The 20990-nt window shown below is 68.9% G+C and carries 19 protein-coding genes; 14 read left to right on the top strand and 5 right to left on the bottom strand.

Annotation, left to right across the window (positions count from 1 at the left end; all coding sequences use genetic code 11):
• Positions 1-92: 92 nt before the first annotated feature.
• A complete protein-coding gene (locus DIE03_RS21035; protein ID WP_124453652.1) occupies positions 93-1268 on the bottom strand; it encodes an MFS transporter in 1176 nt (391 codons plus the stop codon).
• A gap of 147 nt (positions 1269-1415) precedes the next feature.
• On the opposite strand from DIE03_RS21035, the gene DIE03_RS21030 reads away from it, so the two are divergent.
• From DIE03_RS21030 to lnt, 8 genes are all read left to right on the top strand, one after another.
• Entirely contained in the window at positions 1416-2348 is a 933-nt protein-coding gene (locus tag DIE03_RS21030; protein WP_124453650.1) for a LysR family transcriptional regulator, read from the top strand.
• A 213-nt stretch (positions 2349-2561) separates the two neighbouring features.
• Complete coding sequence (gene miaB, locus DIE03_RS21025) at positions 2562-3935, top strand: tRNA (N6-isopentenyl adenosine(37)-C2)-methylthiotransferase MiaB (protein ID WP_124453648.1); 1374 nt, start codon at positions 2562-2564, stop codon at positions 3933-3935.
• 29 nt (positions 3936-3964) lie between these two features.
• The gene (locus tag DIE03_RS21020) at positions 3965-5011 is read left to right on the top strand and encodes a PhoH family protein (protein WP_124453646.1); all 1047 of its coding nucleotides are present in this window, start codon (positions 3965-3967) and stop codon (positions 5009-5011) included.
• A 134-nt stretch (positions 5012-5145) separates the two neighbouring features.
• Positions 5146-5922 (top strand): rRNA maturation RNase YbeY, encoded by a 777-nt coding sequence (ybeY, locus tag DIE03_RS21015; RefSeq protein WP_124453644.1) that lies wholly within the window; start codon positions 5146-5148, stop codon positions 5920-5922.
• Between the two features lie 12 nt (positions 5923-5934).
• Complete coding sequence (locus DIE03_RS21010; RefSeq protein ID WP_124453642.1) at positions 5935-6567, top strand: gamma-glutamylcyclotransferase; 633 nt, start codon at positions 5935-5937, stop codon at positions 6565-6567.
• A 79-nt stretch (positions 6568-6646) separates the two neighbouring features.
• Positions 6647-6796, top strand: coding sequence for a hypothetical protein (locus tag DIE03_RS38350; protein WP_185658189.1), 150 nt, complete (start codon positions 6647-6649; stop codon positions 6794-6796).
• A 317-nt stretch (positions 6797-7113) separates the two neighbouring features.
• Positions 7114-8001: an HlyC/CorC family transporter gene (locus tag DIE03_RS21005; RefSeq protein ID WP_124453640.1), complete on the top strand. Its 888-nt coding sequence runs from the start codon at positions 7114-7116 to the stop codon at positions 7999-8001.
• A 52-nt stretch (positions 8002-8053) separates the two neighbouring features.
• On the top strand, positions 8054-9754 hold the full coding sequence (gene lnt, locus DIE03_RS21000) for an apolipoprotein N-acyltransferase (protein ID WP_124453637.1): 1701 nt from the start codon (positions 8054-8056) through the stop codon (positions 9752-9754).
• Between the two features lie 65 nt (positions 9755-9819).
• On the opposite strand, the gene DIE03_RS20995 is transcribed toward lnt, so the two are convergent.
• Entirely contained in the window at positions 9820-11475 is a 1656-nt protein-coding gene (locus DIE03_RS20995) for a hypothetical protein (RefSeq protein WP_124453635.1), read from the bottom strand.
• Between the two features lie 321 nt (positions 11476-11796).
• Here DIE03_RS20995 and glyQ point away from each other — a divergent pair, with 321 nt between their 5' ends.
• The 5 genes from glyQ to DIE03_RS20970 are packed head-to-tail and all read left to right on the top strand — an operon-like array spanning position 11797 to position 17238.
• Positions 11797-12801 (top strand): glycine--tRNA ligase subunit alpha, encoded by a 1005-nt coding sequence (gene glyQ / locus DIE03_RS20990; RefSeq protein WP_006477868.1) that lies wholly within the window; start codon positions 11797-11799, stop codon positions 12799-12801.
• Positions 12802-12823: 22 nt separating this feature from the next.
• Positions 12824-14923, top strand: coding sequence for a glycine--tRNA ligase subunit beta (gene glyS, locus DIE03_RS20985; RefSeq protein WP_124453633.1), 2100 nt, complete (start codon positions 12824-12826; stop codon positions 14921-14923).
• Between the two features lie 10 nt (positions 14924-14933).
• Positions 14934-15497, top strand: a complete 564-nt coding sequence (gmhB, locus tag DIE03_RS20980) for a D-glycero-beta-D-manno-heptose 1,7-bisphosphate 7-phosphatase (RefSeq protein WP_124453631.1) — start codon at positions 14934-14936, stop codon at positions 15495-15497.
• A 43-nt stretch (positions 15498-15540) separates the two neighbouring features.
• Positions 15541-16305: a 1-acyl-sn-glycerol-3-phosphate acyltransferase gene (locus DIE03_RS20975; protein WP_124453629.1), complete on the top strand. Its 765-nt coding sequence runs from the start codon at positions 15541-15543 to the stop codon at positions 16303-16305.
• A 45-nt stretch (positions 16306-16350) separates the two neighbouring features.
• Complete coding sequence (locus tag DIE03_RS20970; protein WP_124453627.1) at positions 16351-17238, top strand: M48 family metallopeptidase; 888 nt, start codon at positions 16351-16353, stop codon at positions 17236-17238.
• A gap of 108 nt (positions 17239-17346) precedes the next feature.
• On the opposite strand, the gene gloA is transcribed toward DIE03_RS20970, so the two are convergent.
• A complete protein-coding gene (gene gloA, locus DIE03_RS20965; RefSeq protein WP_124453625.1) occupies positions 17347-17730 on the bottom strand; it encodes a lactoylglutathione lyase in 384 nt (127 codons plus the stop codon).
• Between the two features lie 362 nt (positions 17731-18092).
• Here gloA and DIE03_RS20960 point away from each other — a divergent pair, with 362 nt between their 5' ends.
• Positions 18093-19028: a DMT family transporter gene (locus DIE03_RS20960; protein WP_124453623.1), complete on the top strand. Its 936-nt coding sequence runs from the start codon at positions 18093-18095 to the stop codon at positions 19026-19028.
• 91 nt (positions 19029-19119) lie between these two features.
• On the opposite strand, the gene rsmA is transcribed toward DIE03_RS20960, so the two are convergent.
• Both rsmA and pdxA read right to left on the bottom strand, forming a co-directional pair.
• A complete protein-coding gene (gene rsmA, locus DIE03_RS20955) occupies positions 19120-19947 on the bottom strand; it encodes a 16S rRNA (adenine(1518)-N(6)/adenine(1519)-N(6))-dimethyltransferase RsmA (protein WP_124453622.1) in 828 nt (275 codons plus the stop codon).
• 49 nt (positions 19948-19996) lie between these two features.
• On the bottom strand, positions 19997-20986 hold the full coding sequence (gene pdxA, locus DIE03_RS20950; protein WP_124453620.1) for a 4-hydroxythreonine-4-phosphate dehydrogenase PdxA: 990 nt from the start codon (positions 20984-20986) through the stop codon (positions 19997-19999).
• Positions 20987-20990: the final 4 nt, after the last annotated feature.

Below are 20990 nucleotides of genomic sequence, written 5' to 3'. Positions count from 1 at the left end.
CTTCACACCGTTATCAGCATCGCGGAGGAATACGTTTCTCGCGAACCTTTTCCTGCCGCTATGGCGTCGCCGTCAGCGCGCCGCGGCGACGCTCACTGCGCCGCCGGTGCCGCGCCGCGTGCCGGGCCGCGCGCGTCGAGCCGCATCGCGAGCCACGTGACGACGAGCGCCGCGAACGTCACCGCGACGGCGACCCAGGGCAGCGCGTCGAGCGCGAAGCCGTGTTCCAGCGCAAGGCCGCCGAGCCACGCGCCGCCCGCGTTGCCGACGTTGAACGCGCCGATGTTCAGCGTCGACGCGAGATGCGGCGCGCTCGCGGCCTTCTCGACCACGCGCGCCTGCAGCGGCGGCACCGTCGCGAACGCGGCGATCCCCCACACGAAAACGGTGACGGCGGCCGCGACCGGCAGGTGGCTCGTCTTCGCGAACACGGCCATCACGGCCATCAGCGCGACGAGGATCGCGATCAGCGACGGCATCAGCGCACGGTCGGCGAGCTTGCCGCCGAGCGTGTTGCCGATCGTCAGCCCCGCGCCGAACAGCACGAGGATCAGCGCGACCGCACGCGGCGAGTAGCCCGACACGGTCTCCAGAATCGGTGCGATGTACGTGAACACGACGAACACGCCGCCGAAGCCGAGCACCGTCATCAGCAACGCGAGCCACACCTGCGGCTCCTTCAGCACGCGCACTTCGTGGCCGAGGCCCACCGGCCCGCTGTCGTGGCGGTTCGGCACCAGCGCGGCCACGCCGCCGAGCGCCAGCACGCCGAGCGCGGCGACGATCCAGAACGACGCGCGCCAGCCGAGCAGCTGGCCGACGAACGTGCCGAACGGCACGCCGAGCACGTTCGACAGCGTGAGCCCGGTGAACATCAGCGCGATCGCGCTCGCGCGCTTGTCGGCCGGCACGAGCGACGCGGCGACCACCGCGCCGATCCCGAAGAATGAACCGTGCGCGAACGACGTGACGACGCGCGCGACCATCAGCATCGCGTAGCCGGACGCGGTCGCGCACAGCACGTTGCCGACGATGAAGATCGCCATCAGCAGCTGCAGCGCGGCCTTGCGCGGCATGCGGCTCGTCAGCACCGCGAGCAGCGGCGCGCCGACCGCGACGCCGAGCGCATAGCCGGTGACGAGCAGGCCGGCCGACGGCAGCGACACGGCGAGGTCGTGCGCGACTTCGGGCAACAGGCCCATGATGATGAATTCGGTGGTGCCGATGGCGAAGGCGCTGATCGCGAGCGCCAGTAACGGAATGGGCATGACGTTCTCCGGAAGGCGGCGGCCGCGGCGCCCGGTCGGTGCCGCACCGCACAAGAAAGCGGGATGTGCGCGCATTGTCCCGAAGACGCCTATATTTGATAATTGGCGTGGCATTTGAACCATTTTCAAATATTTCTGGAAAATCGCATGGACCGACTGGGCGATATCCGGCTGTTCGTCGAAGCCGCGGAGCTGGGCAGCCTGACGGCCGCCGGGCGCAAGCTGAACCTCACGCCGGCCGCCGCGAGCGCGCGCCTCGCGAAGCTCGAGGCGAAGATCGCGACGCGGCTGTTCGAACGCTCGACGCGGCAGTTGCGGCTCACCGACGAGGGCAAGCTGTACCTGAACTGCTGCCGCCAGGCGCTGCAGGCGCTCGACGACGCGGATGCGATGCTGCAGGAAGGCCGCAATGTCGTGAGCGGCAAGGTGCGGCTGTCGTCGACGTCCGATTTCGGCCGCCACCAGTTGCTCGACTGGCTCCACGAATTCACGACGCTGCATCCGGGCGTCACGTTCTCGCTGACGGCGTCCGATTCGTCGTCGAACCTGTGGCAGGACGAGATCGACCTCGCGATCCGCTTCGCCGCGCCGCCCGACGGCGCGCTGATCGCGCGCCGGCTCGCGACCAACCGGCGTGTGCTGTGCGCGGCGCCGTCGTTCGTCGAGCGCCACGGCACGCCGGCCGATCCGTATGATCTGGCCCGCTTTCCATGCAACGTGATCACGATCGCGTCCGGCCCGATGAACACGTGGCATTTCACGCGCGGCGACGAGGTGCAGATCCACACGGTGCCGGTGTCGACCGCGTTCGAGACCAACGATGGCGGCCTCACGCGCGAATGGACGCTGCGCGGCCACGGCATCGCGCTGAAGTCGCTGTGGGACATTGCCGACGACGTCCGCGCGGGCCGGCTGCGCGTGCTGCTGCCCGACTGGCGGCACCAGGACGCGCCGCTGCACGCGATCTATCACAGCAAGCGCTACATGGCGCCGCGCGTACGCGTGCTGCTCGACTTTCTCGCCGAACGCTTCGCGCACGAGGAAGCCGCGCTCGACGACCTGCTGAACGCGTGCCGCTGACCGTGGGCACACTGCCATCGAGGGGTCGGAACCCGTCACCCGGCGTCGCGCGGCCGCAACCGGCCGCCCGTCCGGCGCGGCGCGAAAAGCTATAATGGAAGGCTTTCCCGACGGCCTTTCTGCTCGCTGCGCGCCTTTCGCGTGCAGCGCACGGCCGTCCCGATTCACCCTTGACGACGCCCCCAGGTCAACCACTGCGAACGGCGAATCCCCATGACCAAGAAAGTTTACGTAAAGACCTTCGGCTGCCAGATGAACGAGTACGACTCGGACAAGATGGTGGACGTGCTCAATGCCTCCGAAGGCCTCGAAAAGACCGACACGCCGGAAGACGCGGACATCATCCTGTTCAACACGTGCTCGGTGCGTGAAAAGGCGCAGGAGAAGGTGTTCTCCGATCTCGGCCGCGTGCGCGAGCTGAAGGAAGCGAAGCCCGGCCTGCTGATCGGCGTCGGCGGCTGCGTCGCGAGCCAGGAAGGCGCGTCGATCGTGTCGCGAGCCCCGTACGTCGACCTCGTGTTCGGCCCGCAAACCCTGCACCGCCTGCCGCAGATGATCGACGCCCGCCGCGAGAGCGGCCGCGCGCAGGTCGACATCTCGTTCCCGGAAATCGAGAAGTTCGACCACCTGCCGCCCGCGCGCGTCGAGGGGCCGAGCGCGTTCGTGTCGATCATGGAAGGCTGCTCGAAGTACTGCAGCTACTGCGTGGTGCCGTACACGCGCGGCGATGAAGTGTCGCGCCCGCTCGACGACGTGCTGACCGAAGTGGCCGGCCTCGCCGACCAGGGCGTGCGCGAAGTCACGCTGCTCGGCCAGAACGTGAACGCCTACCGCGGCGCGCTGGCGGCCGGCTCGTCCGAGATCGCCGATTTCGCGACGCTGATCGAATATGTCGCCGACATCCCCGGCATCGAGCGGATCCGCTATACGACCTCGCACCCGAAGGAATTCACGCAGCGCCTGATCGACACCTACGCGAAGGTGCCGAAGCTCGTGAGCCACCTGCACCTGCCGGTCCAGCACGGCTCCGACCGCATCCTGATGGCGATGAAGCGCGGCTACACGGTGCTCGAGTACAAGTCGGTGATCCGCAAGCTGCGCGCGATCCGCCCGGACCTGTCGCTGTCGACCGACATGATCGTCGGCTTCCCCGGCGAGACCGAGGAGGATTTCGACAAGATGATGGCGCTGGTGCACGAGATGGGCTACGACACGAGCTTCTCGTTCATCTACAGCCCGCGCCCCGGCACGCCGGCCGCGAACCTGCACGACGACACGCCGCGTGAGGTGAAGCTCAAACGCCTGCAACATCTGCAGGCGACCATCGAGGAGAACGTCGCGCGCATCAGCCAGTCGATGGTCGGGAAGGTCGAGCGGATCCTCGTCGAGGGCCCGTCGCGCAAGGACCCGAACGAACTCGCGGGCCGCACCGAGAACAACCGGGTCGTGAATTTCCCGGCGCCGCTCGCGTCGCACCCGCGCCTGATCGGCCAGATGATCGACGTGAAGATCAACCATGCGTACCCGCATTCGCTGCGCGGCGAGCTCGTGCTCGTCAGCGACGACGCGAGCGCGGCCACCCACTGATTGACGCTCAACAGGAGCCCGACGCTACTTTGAAGACCGTCCAAGCACTGGAATTCACCGCCCCGCGCGACGACAACGCGCGCCTCGCCAACCTCTGCGGCCCGCTCGACGAGAACCTGCGGCAGATCGAACAGGCACTCGACGTCACGCTCGCGCGGCGCGGCCACCGGATCACGATTCGCGGGCGCGGCGCCAAGCTCGCGCTCGCCGCGCTCGAAAACTTCTACAACCGTGCGCGCGATCCGCTGTCGGTCGACGACATCCAGCTCGCGCTGGTCGAGGTGCGCCACACGACCGGCAACGGCCGCCAGGACACGATCGACGTGCGCTTTCGCGGCGACCCCGACCATCCGTTCGACGAGCCCGTCGTGCAGCTCGACGCCAGCGAGCCGGATGAAGAACCCGCGCCGAAGCTGTACACGCGGCGCGCCGACCTGCGCGGCCGCACGCCCGCGCAGCGCGAGTACCTGAAGCAGATCCTGCAGCACGACGTGACGTTCGGCATCGGGCCGGCCGGCACCGGCAAGACCTATCTCGCGGTCGCGTGCGCAGTCGACGCGCTCGAGCGCGACCAGGTCAAGCGGATCGTGCTGACGCGCCCGGCCGTCGAGGCCGGCGAGCGGCTCGGCTTCCTGCCGGGCGATCTCGCGCAGAAGGTCGACCCGTACCTGCGCCCGCTGTACGACGCGCTGTACGACCTGCTCGGCTTCGACAAGACCGCGAAGATGTTCGAGCGCCAGATGATCGAGATCGCGCCGCTCGCGTACATGCGCGGCCGCACGCTGAACCATGCGTTCATCATCCTCGACGAGGCGCAGAACACGACGCCCGAGCAGATGAAGATGTTCCTCACGCGGATCGGCTTCGGCTCGAAGGCCGTCGTGACCGGCGACACGAGCCAGGTCGACCTGCCGCGCGGCCACAAGAGCGGCCTTGTCGAGGCGCAGCAGGTGCTCGGCGGCGTGCGCGGCATCGCGCTCACGCGCTTCACGAGCGCGGACGTCGTGCGCCACCCGCTCGTCGCGCGCATCGTCGAGGCGTACGACGAGTTCCACGCGCAGCATCAGGACGGCTGACGGCGGCGCCTGCGCGCCCAGGGCTGCCGGCCCGGCCCGCCACACGGCGCGCCGGGCTTTTTTTCGCCCGTTCGAATTCGGGTGGGATCGGCCGTTTGGTGTATCCTCAACGCGTCCCAATCGCCGTACGCGTCATGAAATCCTCCCGCTCCCGCAAGTCCGGTCGCGCCCCGTCCGCCGCGCCCGAATCCCCCCGCCTTTCGCTGTTCGACGCGAAGGGCAAGGCCCGGACCGTCAACGCACAAGGGCTGCGGATCGACTTTCCGGACGGCCGCAGCCTGATGTTCGACCTGTCGGGCAGCTCCGGTGACGCGGCCGTCGCGATCGTCGCGCAGCACAACGACCCGGCGATGCGCGCGAAGCTCGCGCTGCAGCCCGAGCACTACGACAGCGTGACGCTGCACGTGGGCGCGGAACTCGCGCCGCGCGAAGACGACGTCGACGACGAACCGCGCGCGCTGGAGCTCGACCTGTCCGTGCAGTACGGCGACGAGATCACGAGCGACATCCGCAAGACGCTGCCCAAGCGCAAGCTGATCGCCGAATGGATCGAGCCGGCGCTGTTCGCGAGCGCGCAGCTCACCGTGCGCTTCGTCGGCGAAGACGAAGGCCGCACGCTGAACGCCGGCTACCGCCACAAGGACTACCCGACCAACGTGCTGACCTTCGCGTACGACGCGGCGCCCGACGGCACCGTGATCGGCGACCTCGTGCTGTGCTGCCCGGTCGTCGAGAAGGAAGCGCACGAACAGGGCAAGCCGCTCACGGCCCACTACGCGCACCTGCTGGTGCACGGCGCGCTGCACGCGCAGGGCTACGACCATGAGACGAGCGACGAGGACGCGGCCGAAATGGAAGCGCTCGAAGTCGACATCCTCGCGAAGCTGGGCTTCCCGAACCCGTACCAGTAAGCGTTCAGTACGATGCGCAACGCCGCGATGCTCCCGCCCGCCTACCCGCCCGCGATCGGCGACGGGCGACTGCTGACGGAAGACGAGCTCGCGGCCTCGCTCGCGCACACGATGCGCGACTGGGACGGCCGGCAGGACCTCTGGCTGTTCGGCTATGGCTCGCTGATCTGGAACCCCGGCCTGCCGACCGTCGCCGCCGTGCGCGGCAAGGTGCATGGCTACCACCGCGGCCTCTACCTGTGGTCGCGCGTGAACCGCGGCACGCCCGAACGCCCGGGCCTCGTGCTCGCGCTCGATCGCGGCGGCTCGTGCTCCGGCATCGCGTTCCGGCTGTCGGGCCCGACCGCTCAGCCGCACCTCGAGACGCTGTGGAAGCGCGAGATGCCGATGGGGTCGTACCGGCCCGCCTGGCTGCCGTGCACGCTCGAGACCGGCGAACGCGTGAACGCGCTCGCTTTCGTGATGCGCCGCGACGTACCGACCTATACGGGCAAGCTGTCCGACCCGGTCGTGAAGGAAGTGTTCAGCTGTGCGGCCGGCCGCTACGGCACGACGCTCGACTACGTGAGCCGCACCGTCGATGCGCTGCGTGCGAGCGGCATTCCCGATCGCGCGCTCGAAGGGCTGCTCGCGCGATGCAAGTGACGCGACCCGACGCCCGGCTTGCCGCCACGCGGTCCCGCGCGGCCAGCGCCGCCCGCGCTTTCGAACGAGGTTCCCGCCGATGAACCCGGCATGCCGGTCGCGTTGCAGGATTGCCGCGCTGCTCGTCGCCGCGAGCGTCGCGCTGTCCGGCTGCGGCATCCTCGGCTGCGGCGGCGCCGCGACCAACGGTGCGGCCGCCGGCGGCTGCTCGGCCGGCATGCGCTTCTGAGCCCCTTCCAGGCCCGGGTTCACACGCAATCGCGTGCGGCAGATTGCCGCCGACACCGACCGGCCGGCCGGTCGTTTCCCCGTGTCGCGCCGTCCCGCGCCGCCCGCAGCCGATTTTTGCCGCTGCTGCGCCATCGCCCTTTTCTGGGATAGGATGGACCCGAGGACGAAGTCGCGCCCGGCGCGGCCGTCCACGAGCGGGGCCCGCGTGCCGCCCGCCCCGGCCAGACGGCCGGGGTGACACGGTCGCGTCGTGCCCTTGGTGTATCCTTGCCTACTCCGTGACAGCGCGCTCCGGCATGACCCGGGCGCACCACCATGAACGATTCGTATCCCAGTCGTAAGCCAACCGACAAACCGCAAGAAAAGCGCTCGCTGCTCGAGCGCCTGACCGACTTCATCTCGCCCGAGCCCGAATCCCGCGGCGAGCTGCTGGAAATCCTCCAGGACGCCCACGAACGCAACCTGATCGACGCCGACTCGCTGTCGATGATCGAAGGCGTGTTCCAGGTATCCGATCTGTGTGCGCGCGACATCATGGTGCCGCGCGCGCAGATGGACGCGATCAACATCGCCGACAAGCCCGAGGATTTCATCCCGTTCGTCCTCGAGAAGGCGCACTCGCGCTACCCCGTGTACGAGGAGAACCGCGACAACGTCATCGGCGTGCTGCTCGCGAAGGATCTGCTGCGTTTTTACGCCGAGGAAGAATTCGACGTGCGCGGGATGCTGCGCCCGGCCGTATTCATCCCGGAATCGAAGCGCCTGAACGTGCTGCTGCACGACTTCCGCGTGAACCGCAACCACCTGGCGATCGTCGTCGACGAATACGGCGGCGTGGCGGGCCTGATCACGATCGAGGACGTGCTCGAACAGATCGTCGGCGACATCGAGGACGAATACGACTTCGACGAGGAAGCCGGCAACATCATCTCGGGGCCCGACGGCCGCTTCCGCGTGCGCGCGCTCACCGAGATCGAACAGTTCAACGACGCGTTCGGCACCGATTTCCCCGACGACGAAGTCGACACGATCGGCGGCCTGATCACCCATCATTTCGGACGCGTGCCGCACCGCGGCGAGAAGCTGCAGCTCGGCAACCTCGTGTTCGAGATCCAGCGCGGCGATGCGCGCCAGGTGCATGTGCTGCTGGTGCGCCGCAACCCGCTCGCCAGCCGTCGCGCCGAAACCTCGCACGAAGACTGACCGCTCCGCGCCAGCCGCGTTTCCTTCAACCGCTCGCCCACTTCCGCTTCACATGGACGATCCGATCCCGTCCCGCCCGGCTGGCGGCCTCCTCGCGCCGGCGCCCGGCCGCGCGCTGCCGCGCTGGCACTACCCGGCCGCGCTGCTCGCCGGCGCGGCCAATACGCTCAGCTTCGCACCGACGCCGCACGGCGGCTGGCTGCAACTCGTCGTATTCGTCTGGTTTTTCGCGCAGCTGACGCGCACGTCGAGCTGGCGCGGCGCCGCGCTCACCGGCGGCGCATTCGGCTTCGGCAATTTCATCAGCGGCGTCTGGTGGCTCTACATCAGCATGCACGTGTACGGCGAGATGGCCGCGCCGCTCGCGGGCGGCGCGCTCGTGCTGTTCTCGCTGTACCTGTCGCTGTACCCGGCGTTCTCGGCCGGGCTGTGGTCGTTCTGCGCGGGCCATGCGTGGCATCGCCGCACGCCCGATCCGCGCCCGTTCGCGCCGACCTGGCACGGCGCGTTCGCGTTCGCGAGCGCGTGGGCCCTCGGCGAATGGCTGCGCGGCACGCTGTTCACCGGCTTTCCATGGCTCGCGAGCGGCTATCCGCAGGTCGACGGCCCGTTCGCGGGCTTCGCGCCGGTGGTCGGCGTGTACGGGATCGCATGGGTGCTCGCGCTGTTCGCCGCGCTGGTCGTGCAGGCGCTCGTCGCCGCGCGCCCGTCGCCCGCGCGCGACAACGGCGCCGGCAATCCCGGCGGCAACGCACGCGTGCGCATCGCCGCGCCGGCCGGCGTGGCGGTCGCGCTGATCGCGGCCGGCCTCGGGCTGTCGCAGGTCACGTGGACCGTGCCCGCGAACGCACCGCTCACCGTGCGGCTGCTGCAGGGCAACGTGAAGCAGGACATCAAGTTCGAGCAGGAAGGCATCGACGCGGCGATCAAGATGTACCAGCAGATGATCGTCGAGAAGCCGGCCGACCTGATCGTCACGCCGGAGACCGCGATCGCGGTGATGATCCAGGAGCTGCCCGAGCCGTTCGCCGTCGCGATCCGCAAGTTCAGCGACACGACGGGGTCGGCCGTGCTGTTCGGCGCGGTCGGCGCATCGGTGACCGAGGACGGCCACTACGTCGACTATACGAACAGCCTGTACGGCGTGACGCCGAACTCGCGCGACATCTATCACTACGACAAGCACCACCTCGTGCCCTTCGGCGAATTCATCCCGTGGGGCTTCCGCTGGTTCGTCGACCTGATGAAGATGCCGCTCGGCGACTTCGCGCGCGGCGCGCCCGTGCAGAAGCCGTTCCTCGTGCACAACCAGCCGGTGATGGCCGATATCTGCTACGAGGACTTGTTCGGCGAGGAAATCGCCGCGACGATCCGCGACAACCCGCAGCCGCCCGGCGTGCTCGTCAACGTGACGAACCTCGCGTGGTTCGGCGACACGATCGCGCTCGACCAGCACCTGCAGATCGCGCGGATGCGCTCGCTCGAGACGGGCCGGCCGATGCTGCGCTCGACCAACACGGGGATGACGGCCGCGATCGATGCGCACGGGCGCGTGCTCGGCCAGCTGAAGCCGTTCACGATCGGCTCGCTCGACGTACGGATCGAAGGCACGAGCGGCTTCACGCCTTACGTGACGAGCGGCAACAACATCGTGCTCGCGGTGTCGCTGGTGCTGCTCGCGTTCGGCTTCACGTTCGGGCCGGGGCTGCGCCGGCGCAACGGCCGGAACAACGGCGACGACCGGCCCGAATGACGCAAACGGCCGCCGCTGCGCGCGGTGGCCGCGCGGTGGCCGATGACCGCGAACCGGCCGGCCGCTCAGGCCTGCCGGGCCGGTTGATCCAGTCGATCCGGCTGCGCGGCGAGGTTCCGCAGGTCGCGACTCACCGCCTCCATCACGGGCTCCCACATGCCGAACGTCGGCTGCCGGTACAGCGTCGCGGTCGGATACCACGGGCTGTCCGTGCGTTCGAGCATCCACGGCCAATGCGGATTCACGTCGAGCAGCACCCAGGTGCGCGCGCCGAGCGCGCCCGCCAGGTGCGCGACCGACGTGCATACGGTAATCACGAGATCCAGCGCGCCGATGAAGGCGGCCGTATCGTCGAAGCTCGTCAGTTCCGCCGTGAAATCCTCGACCGCGAACCCGGCCGCGCGCGCCGCGGCGACGTCCGCCTGCGCGCCCGGCTGCAGCGAATGGAACGCGACGCCGTCGATCCCGCGGAACGCGTCGGCATAGCGCTCGAGCCCGACGCGCCGGAACGGGTTGCGCTGATGGCCCGCGCTGCCCGTCCACACGAGCCCGACCTTCAGCCGGCGATCGCCCGCGAGCCGCGCGCGCCACGCATCGCGTGCACCGGCGTCGGCCTGCAGGTACGGCACCGACGACGCGAGCGTCGACGCTTCCATGCCGAGCATCAGCGGCAGGCCGATCAGCGGCACCTCGTAATCGAAGGCCGGCAGCACGTCGACACCGCCGCCCGCGCTGAAGGCGTCCGCGTGCGCGCCGAGGCTGCGCTGCATCAGCGTGCCGACCTGCGGGAACGTATTCCACGCGAGCCGGCCGCCTTCGCGATGCACGCGCTCGGCGAGCGGCGCGACGAAGCGGCAGAACTGCAGCACGTCGCCGAGCCCCTGCTCGCCCCACACCAGCAGCGTCTTGCCGGCGAGCGGCTCGCCCTGCCAGCGCGGGCCCGGCAGCGCCGGCCGGCGGCCGCGCAGTTCGCCGGCGCCATCCCAGCGTGCCTCGTGGCCGCGCCAGCCGGCCGCATGGTTGCCGCGCACGAGCTGGATGATCGCGAGGTTGAACCGGAACGACGCGTCGTCGGGCGCCAGCTCGCACGCGCGCGTCGCGTAGCGTTCGGCATCGTCCCAGCGCTGCGCCTCCTTCATCGCCATCGCGACGTTGTTCATCGCGAGCGCGTTGTCGGGTGCGAGGTCGGCGAGCCGCGCGGCGCACGCGAGCGCGTCGTCGAGATCGTGTGTCGCGATCCGCGCGACCACGAGGTTGATCCACGCCTGCACGTCCCGCGGATCGTGCTTCACGGCCGCTTCGAGCAGCGCGATCTCCTCCGCGCGGTCGCCGCCCGACAGCCGCAGCGCGATCGCGAGGTTGTTGCGCAGCGACGGCCGGCCGGCATCGATCGCCAGCGCCGCGCAATACGGCGCGACGGCATCCGCGTGGCGATCGGCCATCTGCAGCACATAGCCGTGATTGAAGTACGTGCCCGCGCCCGGCTGCGCCCGCGCCGCGCATTCGGCCAGCGCGAGCGCGTCGGCCATGCGCTGCCGCGCGACGAGTGTCGTCGTGAGCTGCGCGAGCGCATCGGCATCGACCGCGTGCAGATGGGCGGCGGCGGCGAGCCACAGATCGTGCGCGGCATGCTCGCCGCGCGCCCGCGCGTCGGCGGCCTGCCCGAGCAACGCGAGGAACGGCGGGAGCAGCGGAATGAGGAGGTCGGTCGGGTCGTCCATGCAGTCGGCGTCGGCGAGTGGTGACGCGGCACGCGTGACGCGCGCCGCAATATGCGCATCTTAACGCCCGCGCGCAGCGGCATGGCACGCGCGTCGCGAGCGGCCCATGGACGGGCCGACGGGCCGCGCCGGCCGCTCATGCGCGCCTTTCGGAAGCGGGCCGGCGGCGCCTTCGCCCGCGTTCCGGCCGCATCCGGTCGCCGATCCGGTAAAATTACGCGTTTCAGCACACTAACAAGCCGCGCCGCCGCGCGAGCCGACCCTCCGGGCCCCGCCCGGAGCGCCGCCCGCAACGGAGCGCCAGCGCCACGAAGGCTCTTCATGCTTACGTTTCAGCAAATCATCCTGACGCTGCAGTCCTACTGGGACAAGCAGGGTTGCGCCCTGCTCCAGCCCATCGACATGGAAGTCGGCGCGGGCACGTCGCACGTTCACACGTTCCTGCGCGCGGTCGGCCCCGAGCCGTGGCGCGCCGCGTACGTGCAGCCGTCGCGCCGTCCGAAGGACGGCCGCTACGGCGAGAACCCGAACCGCCTGCAGCACTACTACCAGTACCAGGTCGTGCTCAAGCCGGCACCGGAAAACATCCTCGACCTGTACCTCGGCTCGCTCGAGGCGCTCGGCTTCGACCTGAAGCAGAACGACGTGCGTTTCGTCGAGGACGACTGGGAAAACCCGACGCTCGGCGCGTGGGGCCTCGGCTGGGAAGTGTGGCTGAACGGGATGGAAGTCACGCAGTTCACGTATTTCCAGGAAGTCGGCGGCCTCGAATGCAAGCCGGTGCTCGGCGAGATCACGTACGGCCTCGAGCGCCTCGCGATGTACCTGCAGAAGGTCGAGAACGTGTACGACCTCGTGTGGACCGAGTGGGAAGAGCAAGGCCCGAACGGCCCCGAGCTGCGCCGCCTGTCGTATGGCGACGTGTACCACCAGAACGAGGTCGAGCAGTCGACCTACAACTTCGAGCACGCGAACGTCGACCTGCTGTTCACGTTCTTCAACAGCTACGAAGCGGAAGCGAAGAAGATGATCGACGCGCAGCTCGCACTGCCCGCGTACGAACTCGTGCTGAAGGCCGGCCACACGTTCAACCTGCTCGACGCGCGCGGCGCGATCTCGGTCACCGAGCGTGCGGCGTACATCGGCCGCATCCGCGCGCTGTCGCGTCTCGTCGCGCAGGCTTACTACGACTCGCGCGAGAAGCTCGGCTTCCCGATGCTCGGCAACCCGCCGGGCGTGCCGGGCCTCACCACCGACGCCCAGGACGCCGCGCAGCCGGCATGGGCGCCGCCGCTCAAGGTCGAACGCAAGATCGATCAGGACTGACGAGACGAGATTCAATCCAACCATGACGCACAATCATCCCGCCCCCCTGCTCGTCGAACTGCTGACCGAAGAGCTGCCGCCGAAGGCCCTCGCGCGCCTCGGCGACGCATTCGCCGAAGGTCTCGCGCAACGCCTCGCCGCGCGCGACCTCGTCGAAGGCGAACTCGTGTTCGAACGCTACGCGACGCCGCGCCGCCTCGCCGTCGTCGTGCAGAACGTGCGCGCCGTCGCGCCTGAAAAGCAGGTTCGCGAAAAGGTCCTGCCGGTGTCGGTCGCCCTCGACGCCGAAGGCAAGCCGACGGCCCCGCTTGCGAAAAAGCTCGCGGCGCTCGGCCACCCGAACCTGTCGATCGCCGATCTCGAGCGCGCGCAGGACGGCAAGGCCGAAGCCTTCTTCATCAACTACTCGGCGGCCGGCGCCACGCTCGCCGACGGCCTGCAGGCCGCGCTCGACGAAGCGCTCGCGAAACTGCCGATCCCGAAGTTCATGACGTACCAGCGCCCGGACGGCTCCGACGTGAAGTTCGTGCGCCCGGTGCACCGCCTGACGGTGCTGCACGACGACCGCGTCGTGCCCGTCACCGCGTTCGGCGTCGATGCCGGCGACACCACGCTCGGCCACCGCTTCCTGTCCGACGGCCTGGTCGCGATCCAGCATGCGCGCGCGTACGCCGACACGCTGCGCGACAAGGGCCGCGTGATCGCGCACTTCGCCGATCGCCGCGAGACGATCCGCACGCAACTGAACGAACACGCGAACGGCGACACGGTCGTGATGCCCGAATCGCTGCTCGACGAAGTGACGTCGCTGGTCGAATGGCCGGTCGTCTACCCGTGCCGCTTCGAGGACGAATTCCTGCAGGTTCCGCAGGAATGCCTGATCCTCACGATGCAGACGAACCAGAAGTATTTCGCGCTGACCGACGTCGCCGGCAAGCTGCGCTCGCGCTTCCTGATCGTGTCGAACATCGAGACGAAGACGCCGGGCGAGATCATCGAGGGCAACGAGCGCGTCGTGCGTCCGCGCCTCGCCGATGCGAAGTTCTTCTTCGAGCAGGACAAGAAGAAGCCGCTCGCCGACCGCGTGCCGCAGCTGGCGAACGTCGTCTATCACAACAAGCTGGGTTCGGCGCTCGCCCGCGTCGAGCGCCTCGAGGCGCTGGCCGGCGAGATCGCCCCGGCGATCGGCGCCGACACCGCGCACGCGAAGCGCGCCGCGCGCCTCGCGAAGGCCGACCTGCTGACCGACATGGTCGGCGAGTTCCCGGAACTGCAGGGCACGATGGGCACGTACTACGCGCGCCACGACGGCGAAGCCGACGATGTCGCGCTCGCATGCGCCGAGCACTACCAGCCGCGCTTCTCCGGCGATGCGCTGCCGACCACGCCCGTGTCGACCGCCGTCGCGCTGGCCGACAAGCTCGAGACGATCGTCGGCATCTGGGGCATCGGCCTCGCGCCGACCGGCGAGAAGGATCCGTTCGCGCTGCGCCGCCACGCGCTCGGCGTGTTGCGCCTGCTGCTCGAGAAGCAGTTGCCGCTCGATCTCGTGTCGCTGCTGCGCACGGCCTACGCGCGCTTCGAAGGCGTGCCGGGCGTCGCCGAGTCGACCGATGCGATCTTCGCGTTCTTCATGGATCGCCTGCGCGGCCTGCTGCGCGAGCGCGGCTATTCGGCCGGTGAAATCGACGCGGTGCTGAGCCTGAACCCGACGCGCGTCGACGATCTCGTCGCGCGCCTCGACGCGGTGCGCGAATTCACGCGCCTCGCGGAAGCCGAAGCGCTCGCGGCCGCGAACAAGCGGATCTCGAACATCCTGAAGAAGTCGGAAGGCGGCGCGAACGGCGCGGTGCAGCCGACGCTGCTCGTCGAGGCCGCCGAGAAGGCGCTGCACGAACAGCTCGCGGCCGTGACGCCGCACGTGCAGTCGCAGCTCGAGGCGCGTGCGTACACGGGCGCGCTGTCGGCGCTCGCCGCGCTGCGCGCGCCGGTCGACACGTTCTTCAACGACGTAATGGTCAACGCGGAAGATCCGGCGCTGCGCGCCAACCGTCTTGCACTGCTGTCCGCGCTGCACCAGCAGATGAACTGCGTCGCCGACATCTCGAAGCTCGCCGCATAAGGGCCGCACGATGCCGATCAGCCCCAACCGAAAGCTCGTCGTCCTCGACCGGGACGGCGTGATCAACGTCGATTCGGATGCGTTCATCAAGACGCCCGACGAATGGATCGCGCTGCCCGGCGCCCTCGAGGCGATCGCCCGGCTCAACCACGCGGGTTATCGCGTGGTCGTCGCGACCAACCAGTCCGGCATCGGTCGCGGGCTGTTCGACATGGCCACGTTGAACGAGATGCACCTGAAGATGCATCGCGCGGCGGCCGCCGTCGGCGCACGTATCGACGCGGTGTTCTTCTGCCCGCACACGGCCGAGGATCACTGCGACTGCCGCAAGCCGAAACCCGGCATGATGCAGATGATCGCCGAGCGCTTCGAGATCGATCCCGATCACACGCCGGTCGTCGGCGATTCGCTGCGCGACCTGCAGGCCGGCGTCGCGGTCGGCTTCCAGCCGCACCTCGTGCTGACCGGCAAGGGCAAGAAGACGCTCGCCGCGGGCAATCTGCCGCCCGGCACGAAAGTCCACGACGACCTGCGCGCGTTTGCGCTCGACTTCCTTTCACACGAACACGAGTGATGCGGCTGCCGCGCGCATCCTCCCTAACGCCAGACTCACGCCGATGCGCTTCGTCCGCTCCCTGCTGCTGCTGATCTACTTCATCCTGTACACGGTGCCGTACGCCACCGCGTGCTTCATCGCGTTCCCGTTCATGCGCCCCGACGCGCGCTACTGGATGGCGGCCGGCTGGTGCAAGTCGACCCTGTGGGTCGTGCGCTGGCTGAACGGAATCCGCTACCGGATCGAAGGGATGGAAAACCTGCCCGACGGCCCGGCCGTGCTGCTGTCGAAGCACCAGTCGGCATGGGAGACGCTCGCGTTCCCGGCGCTGATGCCGAAGCCGCTCTGCTACGTGTTCAAGCGCGAACTGCTGTACGTGCCGTTCTTCGGCTGGGCGCTCGGGCTGCTGCATATGGTCAACATCAACCGCAAGGAAGGCAAGAACGCGTTCAATTCGGTGATCCGCCAGGGCAAGAAGCGCCTGTCGGAAGGCGCGTGGATGATCATGTTCCCCGAAGGCACGCGCACGCCGGTCGGCAAGCAGGGCAAGTACAAGACGGGCGGCGCGCGCTTCGCGATCGAAACCGGCACGCCGGTCGTGCCGATCGCGCACAATGCAGGTCGGGTGTGGCCGCGCAACTCGTTCACGAAATTCCCCGGCGTCGTCACCGTGTCGATCGGCAAGCCGATCCCCAGCGACGGGCTGACGCCCGATGTATTGAACTCGCAGGTCGAAGCATGGATCGAAGCGGAAATGCGCCGCATCGATCCCGATTCCTATCGCCAGGCGGGCAATGCCGGCACGCGCGATGCCGCGCGAGCCTGAGCCCCCGGATTGCAGCCGTTGCGTACGACAAAAAGAAGCGAACTGATGAAACAGCGTCCGCGGCCACGGCCTGCCGTCGTGGCCCTCGATCATCGCCAGATGGATCTGCCGCTCTTCGACGGGCCGGCCGCCGCACCGTCGGCGCCCGCCACGCCGCCGGCGCCGCCTGAAGCCTCGCCCACCATTCCGCCCGTTCCGGGCCCGGCACCCGACCGCTCACGCGTGCGCACGTTCGCGCTCGACAGCCGCGTGCTCGAATACCGGCTGAAACGTTCGGCACGCCGTACGATCGGCTTCACGATCGACGGCAGCGGGCTGTCGATCACCGCGCCGCGCTGGGTCACGCTCGCCGACATCGAAGCGGCGATCTCCGAGAAGCAACGCTGGATCTTCGCGAAGCTCGCGGAGTGGAAGACGCGCACCGAGCAGCGCGCGCTGCCGCAGATCGACTGGCGCGACGGCGCGCAGCTGCCGTATCTCGGCAAGACGGTGACGATCGCGCTCGGCGCGGGTGCCGTCGCGTTCGACGCCGATGCGCTGCGGCTGTCGCTGCCGCTGCCCGTGCAGGCCGACATGCAGCAGATCAAGGATCGCGTGCAGGGCTGGCTGCAGGGCGAAGCGAAGCGCATCTTCGGCGAGCGCCTGCCGGTCTACGCGGAAAAGCTCGGCGTCACGTATTCGATGTATGCGCTGTCGTCGGCCGCGACACGCTGGGGCAGCTGCTCGAGCGACGGCAAGATCCGCCTGAACTGGCGGCTGATCCATTTCCCGATGTCGATCATCGACTACGTCGTCGCGCACGAGTTGTCGCACCTGCGCGAGATGAATCACAGCCCGGCCTTCTGGCAGACCGTCGAATCGATCTTCCCCGAGTTCCGCGAAGCGCGGCACACGCTCAAGCATCACCCGCCCGAGCTGCTGCCGTCGCTTTGACACCGCCCACGCGGCGGCGCTGCCCATCAAAAAGGGCGATGCGGGTCACCCCGCATCGCCCTTTTTGCCGCCGCGCGCCTCGCGCTCCGCGGCCCGTTCATCCGGCGCTTACTTCTTCTGGATGAACTCGATCTTGTAGCCGTCCGGATCCTCGACGAAGGCGATCACGGTCGTGCCGTGCTTCATCGGGCCCGCTTCGCGCGTGACCTTGCCGCCTTGCGCCTTGATCTTCTCGCAGGCCGCGTACGCATCCTCGACCGCCACGGCCAGATGGCCGAAGCCGTTGCCGAGATCGTAGGACGGCGTATCCCAGTTATGGGTCAGCTCGATCACGGTGCCGGTGCTCTCGTCTTCGTAGCCGACGAACGCGAGCGTGAACTTGCCTTCCGGATAATCCTCGCGACGCAGCAGCTTCATGCCGAGCAATTCGGTGTAGAACTTGATCGAGCGGTCGAGATCGCCGACTCGCAGCATCGTATGCAGCAAACGCATGTGTTGTACTCCTGTGGGGACTTTCCTGAACCGGAAACTCTACCAGAGTCAGGTGAAACTCGCCGGGGGCGCCCAGCCGGGGCGCTTGGCCGGGGGCGCGGCCGATACCGCGCATCGGGGTGACCGGTGCGAACACGCTCGCAGCGGCGGAAAACAGCACGATCCGGGCCGCCCGGCTACCGCGCCGATCGGGTAACATCCTTCGATCTCGCACCAAAAACGGGCATGCGCCGCACCGCCCGAATGCGACCGCCCACCCTTCCCTGAAGCCACACTGCCGTGCGAAACCGCCGATTCGAGCGCGCCGGACACGCTGTCCGCCCAACCCTGCCGCCGCCGTACCGATCAAGCGAGGTGCGCCGATGACCACGCTCGCCGCCGCCCCCATGCGCCGCGCGCTCGACCTGCGCGCCGCCGGCCTGATGCTGCTGCTGTGCGCGATCTGGGGCTTCCAGCAAGTCGCGATCAAGAGCACGAACGCCGCGATCGCGCCGATGTTCCAGGCCGGGCTGCGCTCGGTGATCGCCGCGGGGTTGCTGTGGGGCTGGGCCCGCACGCGCGGCACGCCGCTGTTCCAGGCCGACGGCACGTTCGGCGCGGGCCTCGCGGCCGGTGCGCTGTTCGCCGGCGAATTCATCTGCGTGTTCTTCGGGCTCACGCTGACGAGCGCGTCGCACATGGCGATCTTCCTGTACACGGCGCCCTGCTTCACCGCGCTCGGCCTGCACCTGTTCGCACCGGGCGAGCGGCTGCAGCGCACGCAGTGGGCCGGCGTCGGTCTCGCCTTCGCCGGCATCGCGCTCGCGTTCGCGGACGGCTTCCTGAAGCCGCGTGCACCCGGCGCATCGGTACTGGCCGGGCTGGCCGGCGACGCGCTCGGGATTCTCGGCGGCGCGATGTGGGCCGCGACGACGGTCGTCGTGCGCTCGACGGCGCTCGCGCGGGCGAGCGCGAGCAAGACGCTGTTCTATCAGCTCGCGGTGTCGGCGGTCGTGCTGGTCGCGCTCGCCGCGCTGTTCGGGCAAGTGTCGTTCGCGCAGGTGACACCGATCGCCGTGGCGAGTCTCGCGTATCAATCGGTGATCGTCGCGTTCGTCAGCTACCTGTCGTGGTTCTGGCTGCTGACGCGCTACAGCGCGTCGCGATTGTCGGTCTTCACGTTCCTGTCGCCGCTGTTCGGCGTTGCGTTCGGCGTACTGCTGCTCGGCGAATCCGTCGGCTGGCGCTTCATGTCCGCGGCTGCGCTCGTGCTGACCGGCATCGCACTCGTCAACGCGCCGCCGCGCAGGCGGGCGTAAGCGGCCACCGGCAAGAAACACGCGTGCAACAAAAAAGCTGCCCGTCGGGCAGCCCTTTCACCACATCCGGTCCGGCTTCGCGTGCCGCGCGTTACCCGGCCTTGCGTACCGCCGCAAGCGCCTGCGCGACGCCGACGTATTCCGCCACGCTCACGTCCTCGGCACGGCGCGCGAGATCGAAGCCGAGCCCGTCGAAATCGATCGTCTCGCGATAGTCGCCGAGCGTGTTGCGCAGCATCTTGCGGCGCTGCGAGAACGCGGCGGTGACGATTTCGCCGAGCAGCACGGGATCGACGTCCGGCAGTTCGTGCGGCTCGTACGGAATCATCCGGACGATCGCCGAATCGACCTTCGGCGGCGGCTGGAACGATTCCGGCGGCACGTCGAGCATCTTTTCCATCACGTAGCGGTACTGCAGCATCACCGACAGCCGCGAGAACGCCTTCGTGCCGGGCTCCGCGACCATCCGTTCGACGACTTCGTTCTGCAGCATGAAATGCTGGTCGATCACCGCATCGGCGAACGTCATCAGGTGAAACAGCAGCGGGCTGGAAATGTTGTACGGCAGGTTGCCGACGATCCGCAGCGACGGCTTGTCGCCGGGCGCCGCGAGCGAACGGAAGTCGAACGCGAGCGCGTCGCCGGCGTGCAATTCGAGCAGCGCGCCGAAGCGCTGCTGCAGGCGGCCGATCAGGTCGCGGTCGAGCTCGACCGCGTGCAGCGGCGCCTCGGGCGTCGCGAGGCGCTCGATCAGCGGCCCGGTCAGCGCGCCGAGCCCGGGGCCGATCTCGACCATGCGCTGGCCGCGCGCCGGGCCGATCGTCGACACGATCGAATCGATCACGCCGTGATCGACGAGGAAGTTCTGCCCGAAGCGCTTGCGCGCGAAGTGGCCTTGGTGCTGTCTGCTGTTCGACATCGACTGTGTAAAACGAAAAATACGACGAAAGAGGTGAGACCGCGCGGCGTCAGGCCGCGCGGCGATGGCGCGCCATCGTGACGGCCGTGTCGAGCGCGGCAATCATGCTGCCCGGATCGGCACGGCCCGTGCCGGCCAGGTCGAGCGCGGTGCCGTGGTCGACCGACGTGCGGATGATCGGCAGCCCGAGCGTCACGTTGATGCCCTCGCCGAAGGTCGCATACTTCAGCACGGGCAGGCCCTGGTCATGGAACATCGCGAGCACGCAATCGGCATCGGCCAGATGGCGCGGCTGGAACAGCGTGTCGGCCGGATACGGGCCGCGCGCGTCGATGCGCTGCGCGTTCGCCCGGGCCAGCGCCGGCGAGATCACGTCGATCTCCTCGCGGCCGAGATAACCGTTCTCGCCCGCGTGCGGATTCAGGCCCGTCACGAGGATCCGCGGCGCCGCAAGGCCGAAGTCGCGCCGCAGGTCGCGATCGATGATCGCGAGCGTCTCGACGAGACCGTCGATCGTCAGCGCGGCGGAGACATCCTTCAGCGGCAGGTGCGTCGTCGCGAGCGCGACGCGCAGCGGCCTGTCGCCGGTGCCCGCCAGCATCATCACGACGCGCGGCGTATGCGTGCGCTCCGCCAGGTATTCGGTATGGCCGGTAAACGGCACGCCCGCATCGTTGATCGTGCTCTTCTGCAGCGGCGCGGTCACGATCGCGTCGTACCGGCCGGCCAGCGCGCCGTCGATCGCCGTGTCGAGCAGCCCGAGCACGTACCGGCCGTTCGCCGCGTCCAGCTTGCCCGCCAGCACGGGAACGGCCAGCGCGTGGTGCGCGACCGACACGTGCGCACCGCCGGCCAGCACGGTGCGGTCGGCGCCGACGGCTGCGGCCCGCGCGTCGAGCAGCGCCGCATCGCCGAGCACGGTGAAATGCGCGTCGGGCCAGCGCTGCGCGGCGTCACGCAGCGCCTGCACGGTCAGCTCCGGGCCGACCCCCGCCGGTTCGCCTGTCGTGATCGCGATCTGCAGCGCGGGCGTGGTCATGCGG

Origin of the sequence: Burkholderia sp. Bp8992 (genome assembly GCF_003853705.1) — a bacterium.
Classification (GTDB): Bacteria; Pseudomonadota; Gammaproteobacteria; order Burkholderiales; family Burkholderiaceae; genus Burkholderia.
Note: the sequence above shows the minus strand (reverse complement) of the source record. Positions and strands in the feature narration are given on the sequence as shown.

Coding starts and splice junctions, on each gene's coding strand:
- DIE03_RS21035 (WP_124453652.1), bottom strand. CDS start 1,268: ATGCCCATTCCGTTACTGGCGCTCGCGATCAGCGCCTTCGCCATCGGC.
- DIE03_RS21030 (WP_124453650.1), top strand. CDS start 1,416: ATGGACCGACTGGGCGATATCCGGCTGTTCGTCGAAGCCGCGGAGCTG.
- miaB (WP_124453648.1), top strand. CDS start 2,562: ATGACCAAGAAAGTTTACGTAAAGACCTTCGGCTGCCAGATGAACGAG.
- ybeY (WP_124453644.1), top strand. CDS start 5,146: ATGAAATCCTCCCGCTCCCGCAAGTCCGGTCGCGCCCCGTCCGCCGCG.
- DIE03_RS21010 (WP_124453642.1), top strand. CDS start 5,935: ATGCGCAACGCCGCGATGCTCCCGCCCGCCTACCCGCCCGCGATCGGC.
- DIE03_RS38350 (WP_185658189.1), top strand. CDS start 6,647: ATGAACCCGGCATGCCGGTCGCGTTGCAGGATTGCCGCGCTGCTCGTC.
- DIE03_RS21005 (WP_124453640.1), top strand. CDS start 7,114: ATGAACGATTCGTATCCCAGTCGTAAGCCAACCGACAAACCGCAAGAA.
- lnt (WP_124453637.1), top strand. CDS start 8,054: ATGGACGATCCGATCCCGTCCCGCCCGGCTGGCGGCCTCCTCGCGCCG.
- DIE03_RS20995 (WP_124453635.1), bottom strand. CDS start 11,475: ATGGACGACCCGACCGACCTCCTCATTCCGCTGCTCCCGCCGTTCCTC.
- glyQ (WP_006477868.1), top strand. CDS start 11,797: ATGCTTACGTTTCAGCAAATCATCCTGACGCTGCAGTCCTACTGGGAC.
- glyS (WP_124453633.1), top strand. CDS start 12,824: ATGACGCACAATCATCCCGCCCCCCTGCTCGTCGAACTGCTGACCGAA.
- gmhB (WP_124453631.1), top strand. CDS start 14,934: ATGCCGATCAGCCCCAACCGAAAGCTCGTCGTCCTCGACCGGGACGGC.
- DIE03_RS20975 (WP_124453629.1), top strand. CDS start 15,541: ATGCGCTTCGTCCGCTCCCTGCTGCTGCTGATCTACTTCATCCTGTAC.
- DIE03_RS20970 (WP_124453627.1), top strand. CDS start 16,351: ATGAAACAGCGTCCGCGGCCACGGCCTGCCGTCGTGGCCCTCGATCAT.
- gloA (WP_124453625.1), bottom strand. CDS start 17,730: ATGCGTTTGCTGCATACGATGCTGCGAGTCGGCGATCTCGACCGCTCG.
- DIE03_RS20960 (WP_124453623.1), top strand. CDS start 18,093: ATGACCACGCTCGCCGCCGCCCCCATGCGCCGCGCGCTCGACCTGCGC.
- rsmA (WP_124453622.1), bottom strand. CDS start 19,947: ATGTCGAACAGCAGACAGCACCAAGGCCACTTCGCGCGCAAGCGCTTC.
- pdxA (WP_124453620.1), bottom strand. CDS start 20,986: ATGACCACGCCCGCGCTGCAGATCGCGATCACGACAGGCGAACCGGCG.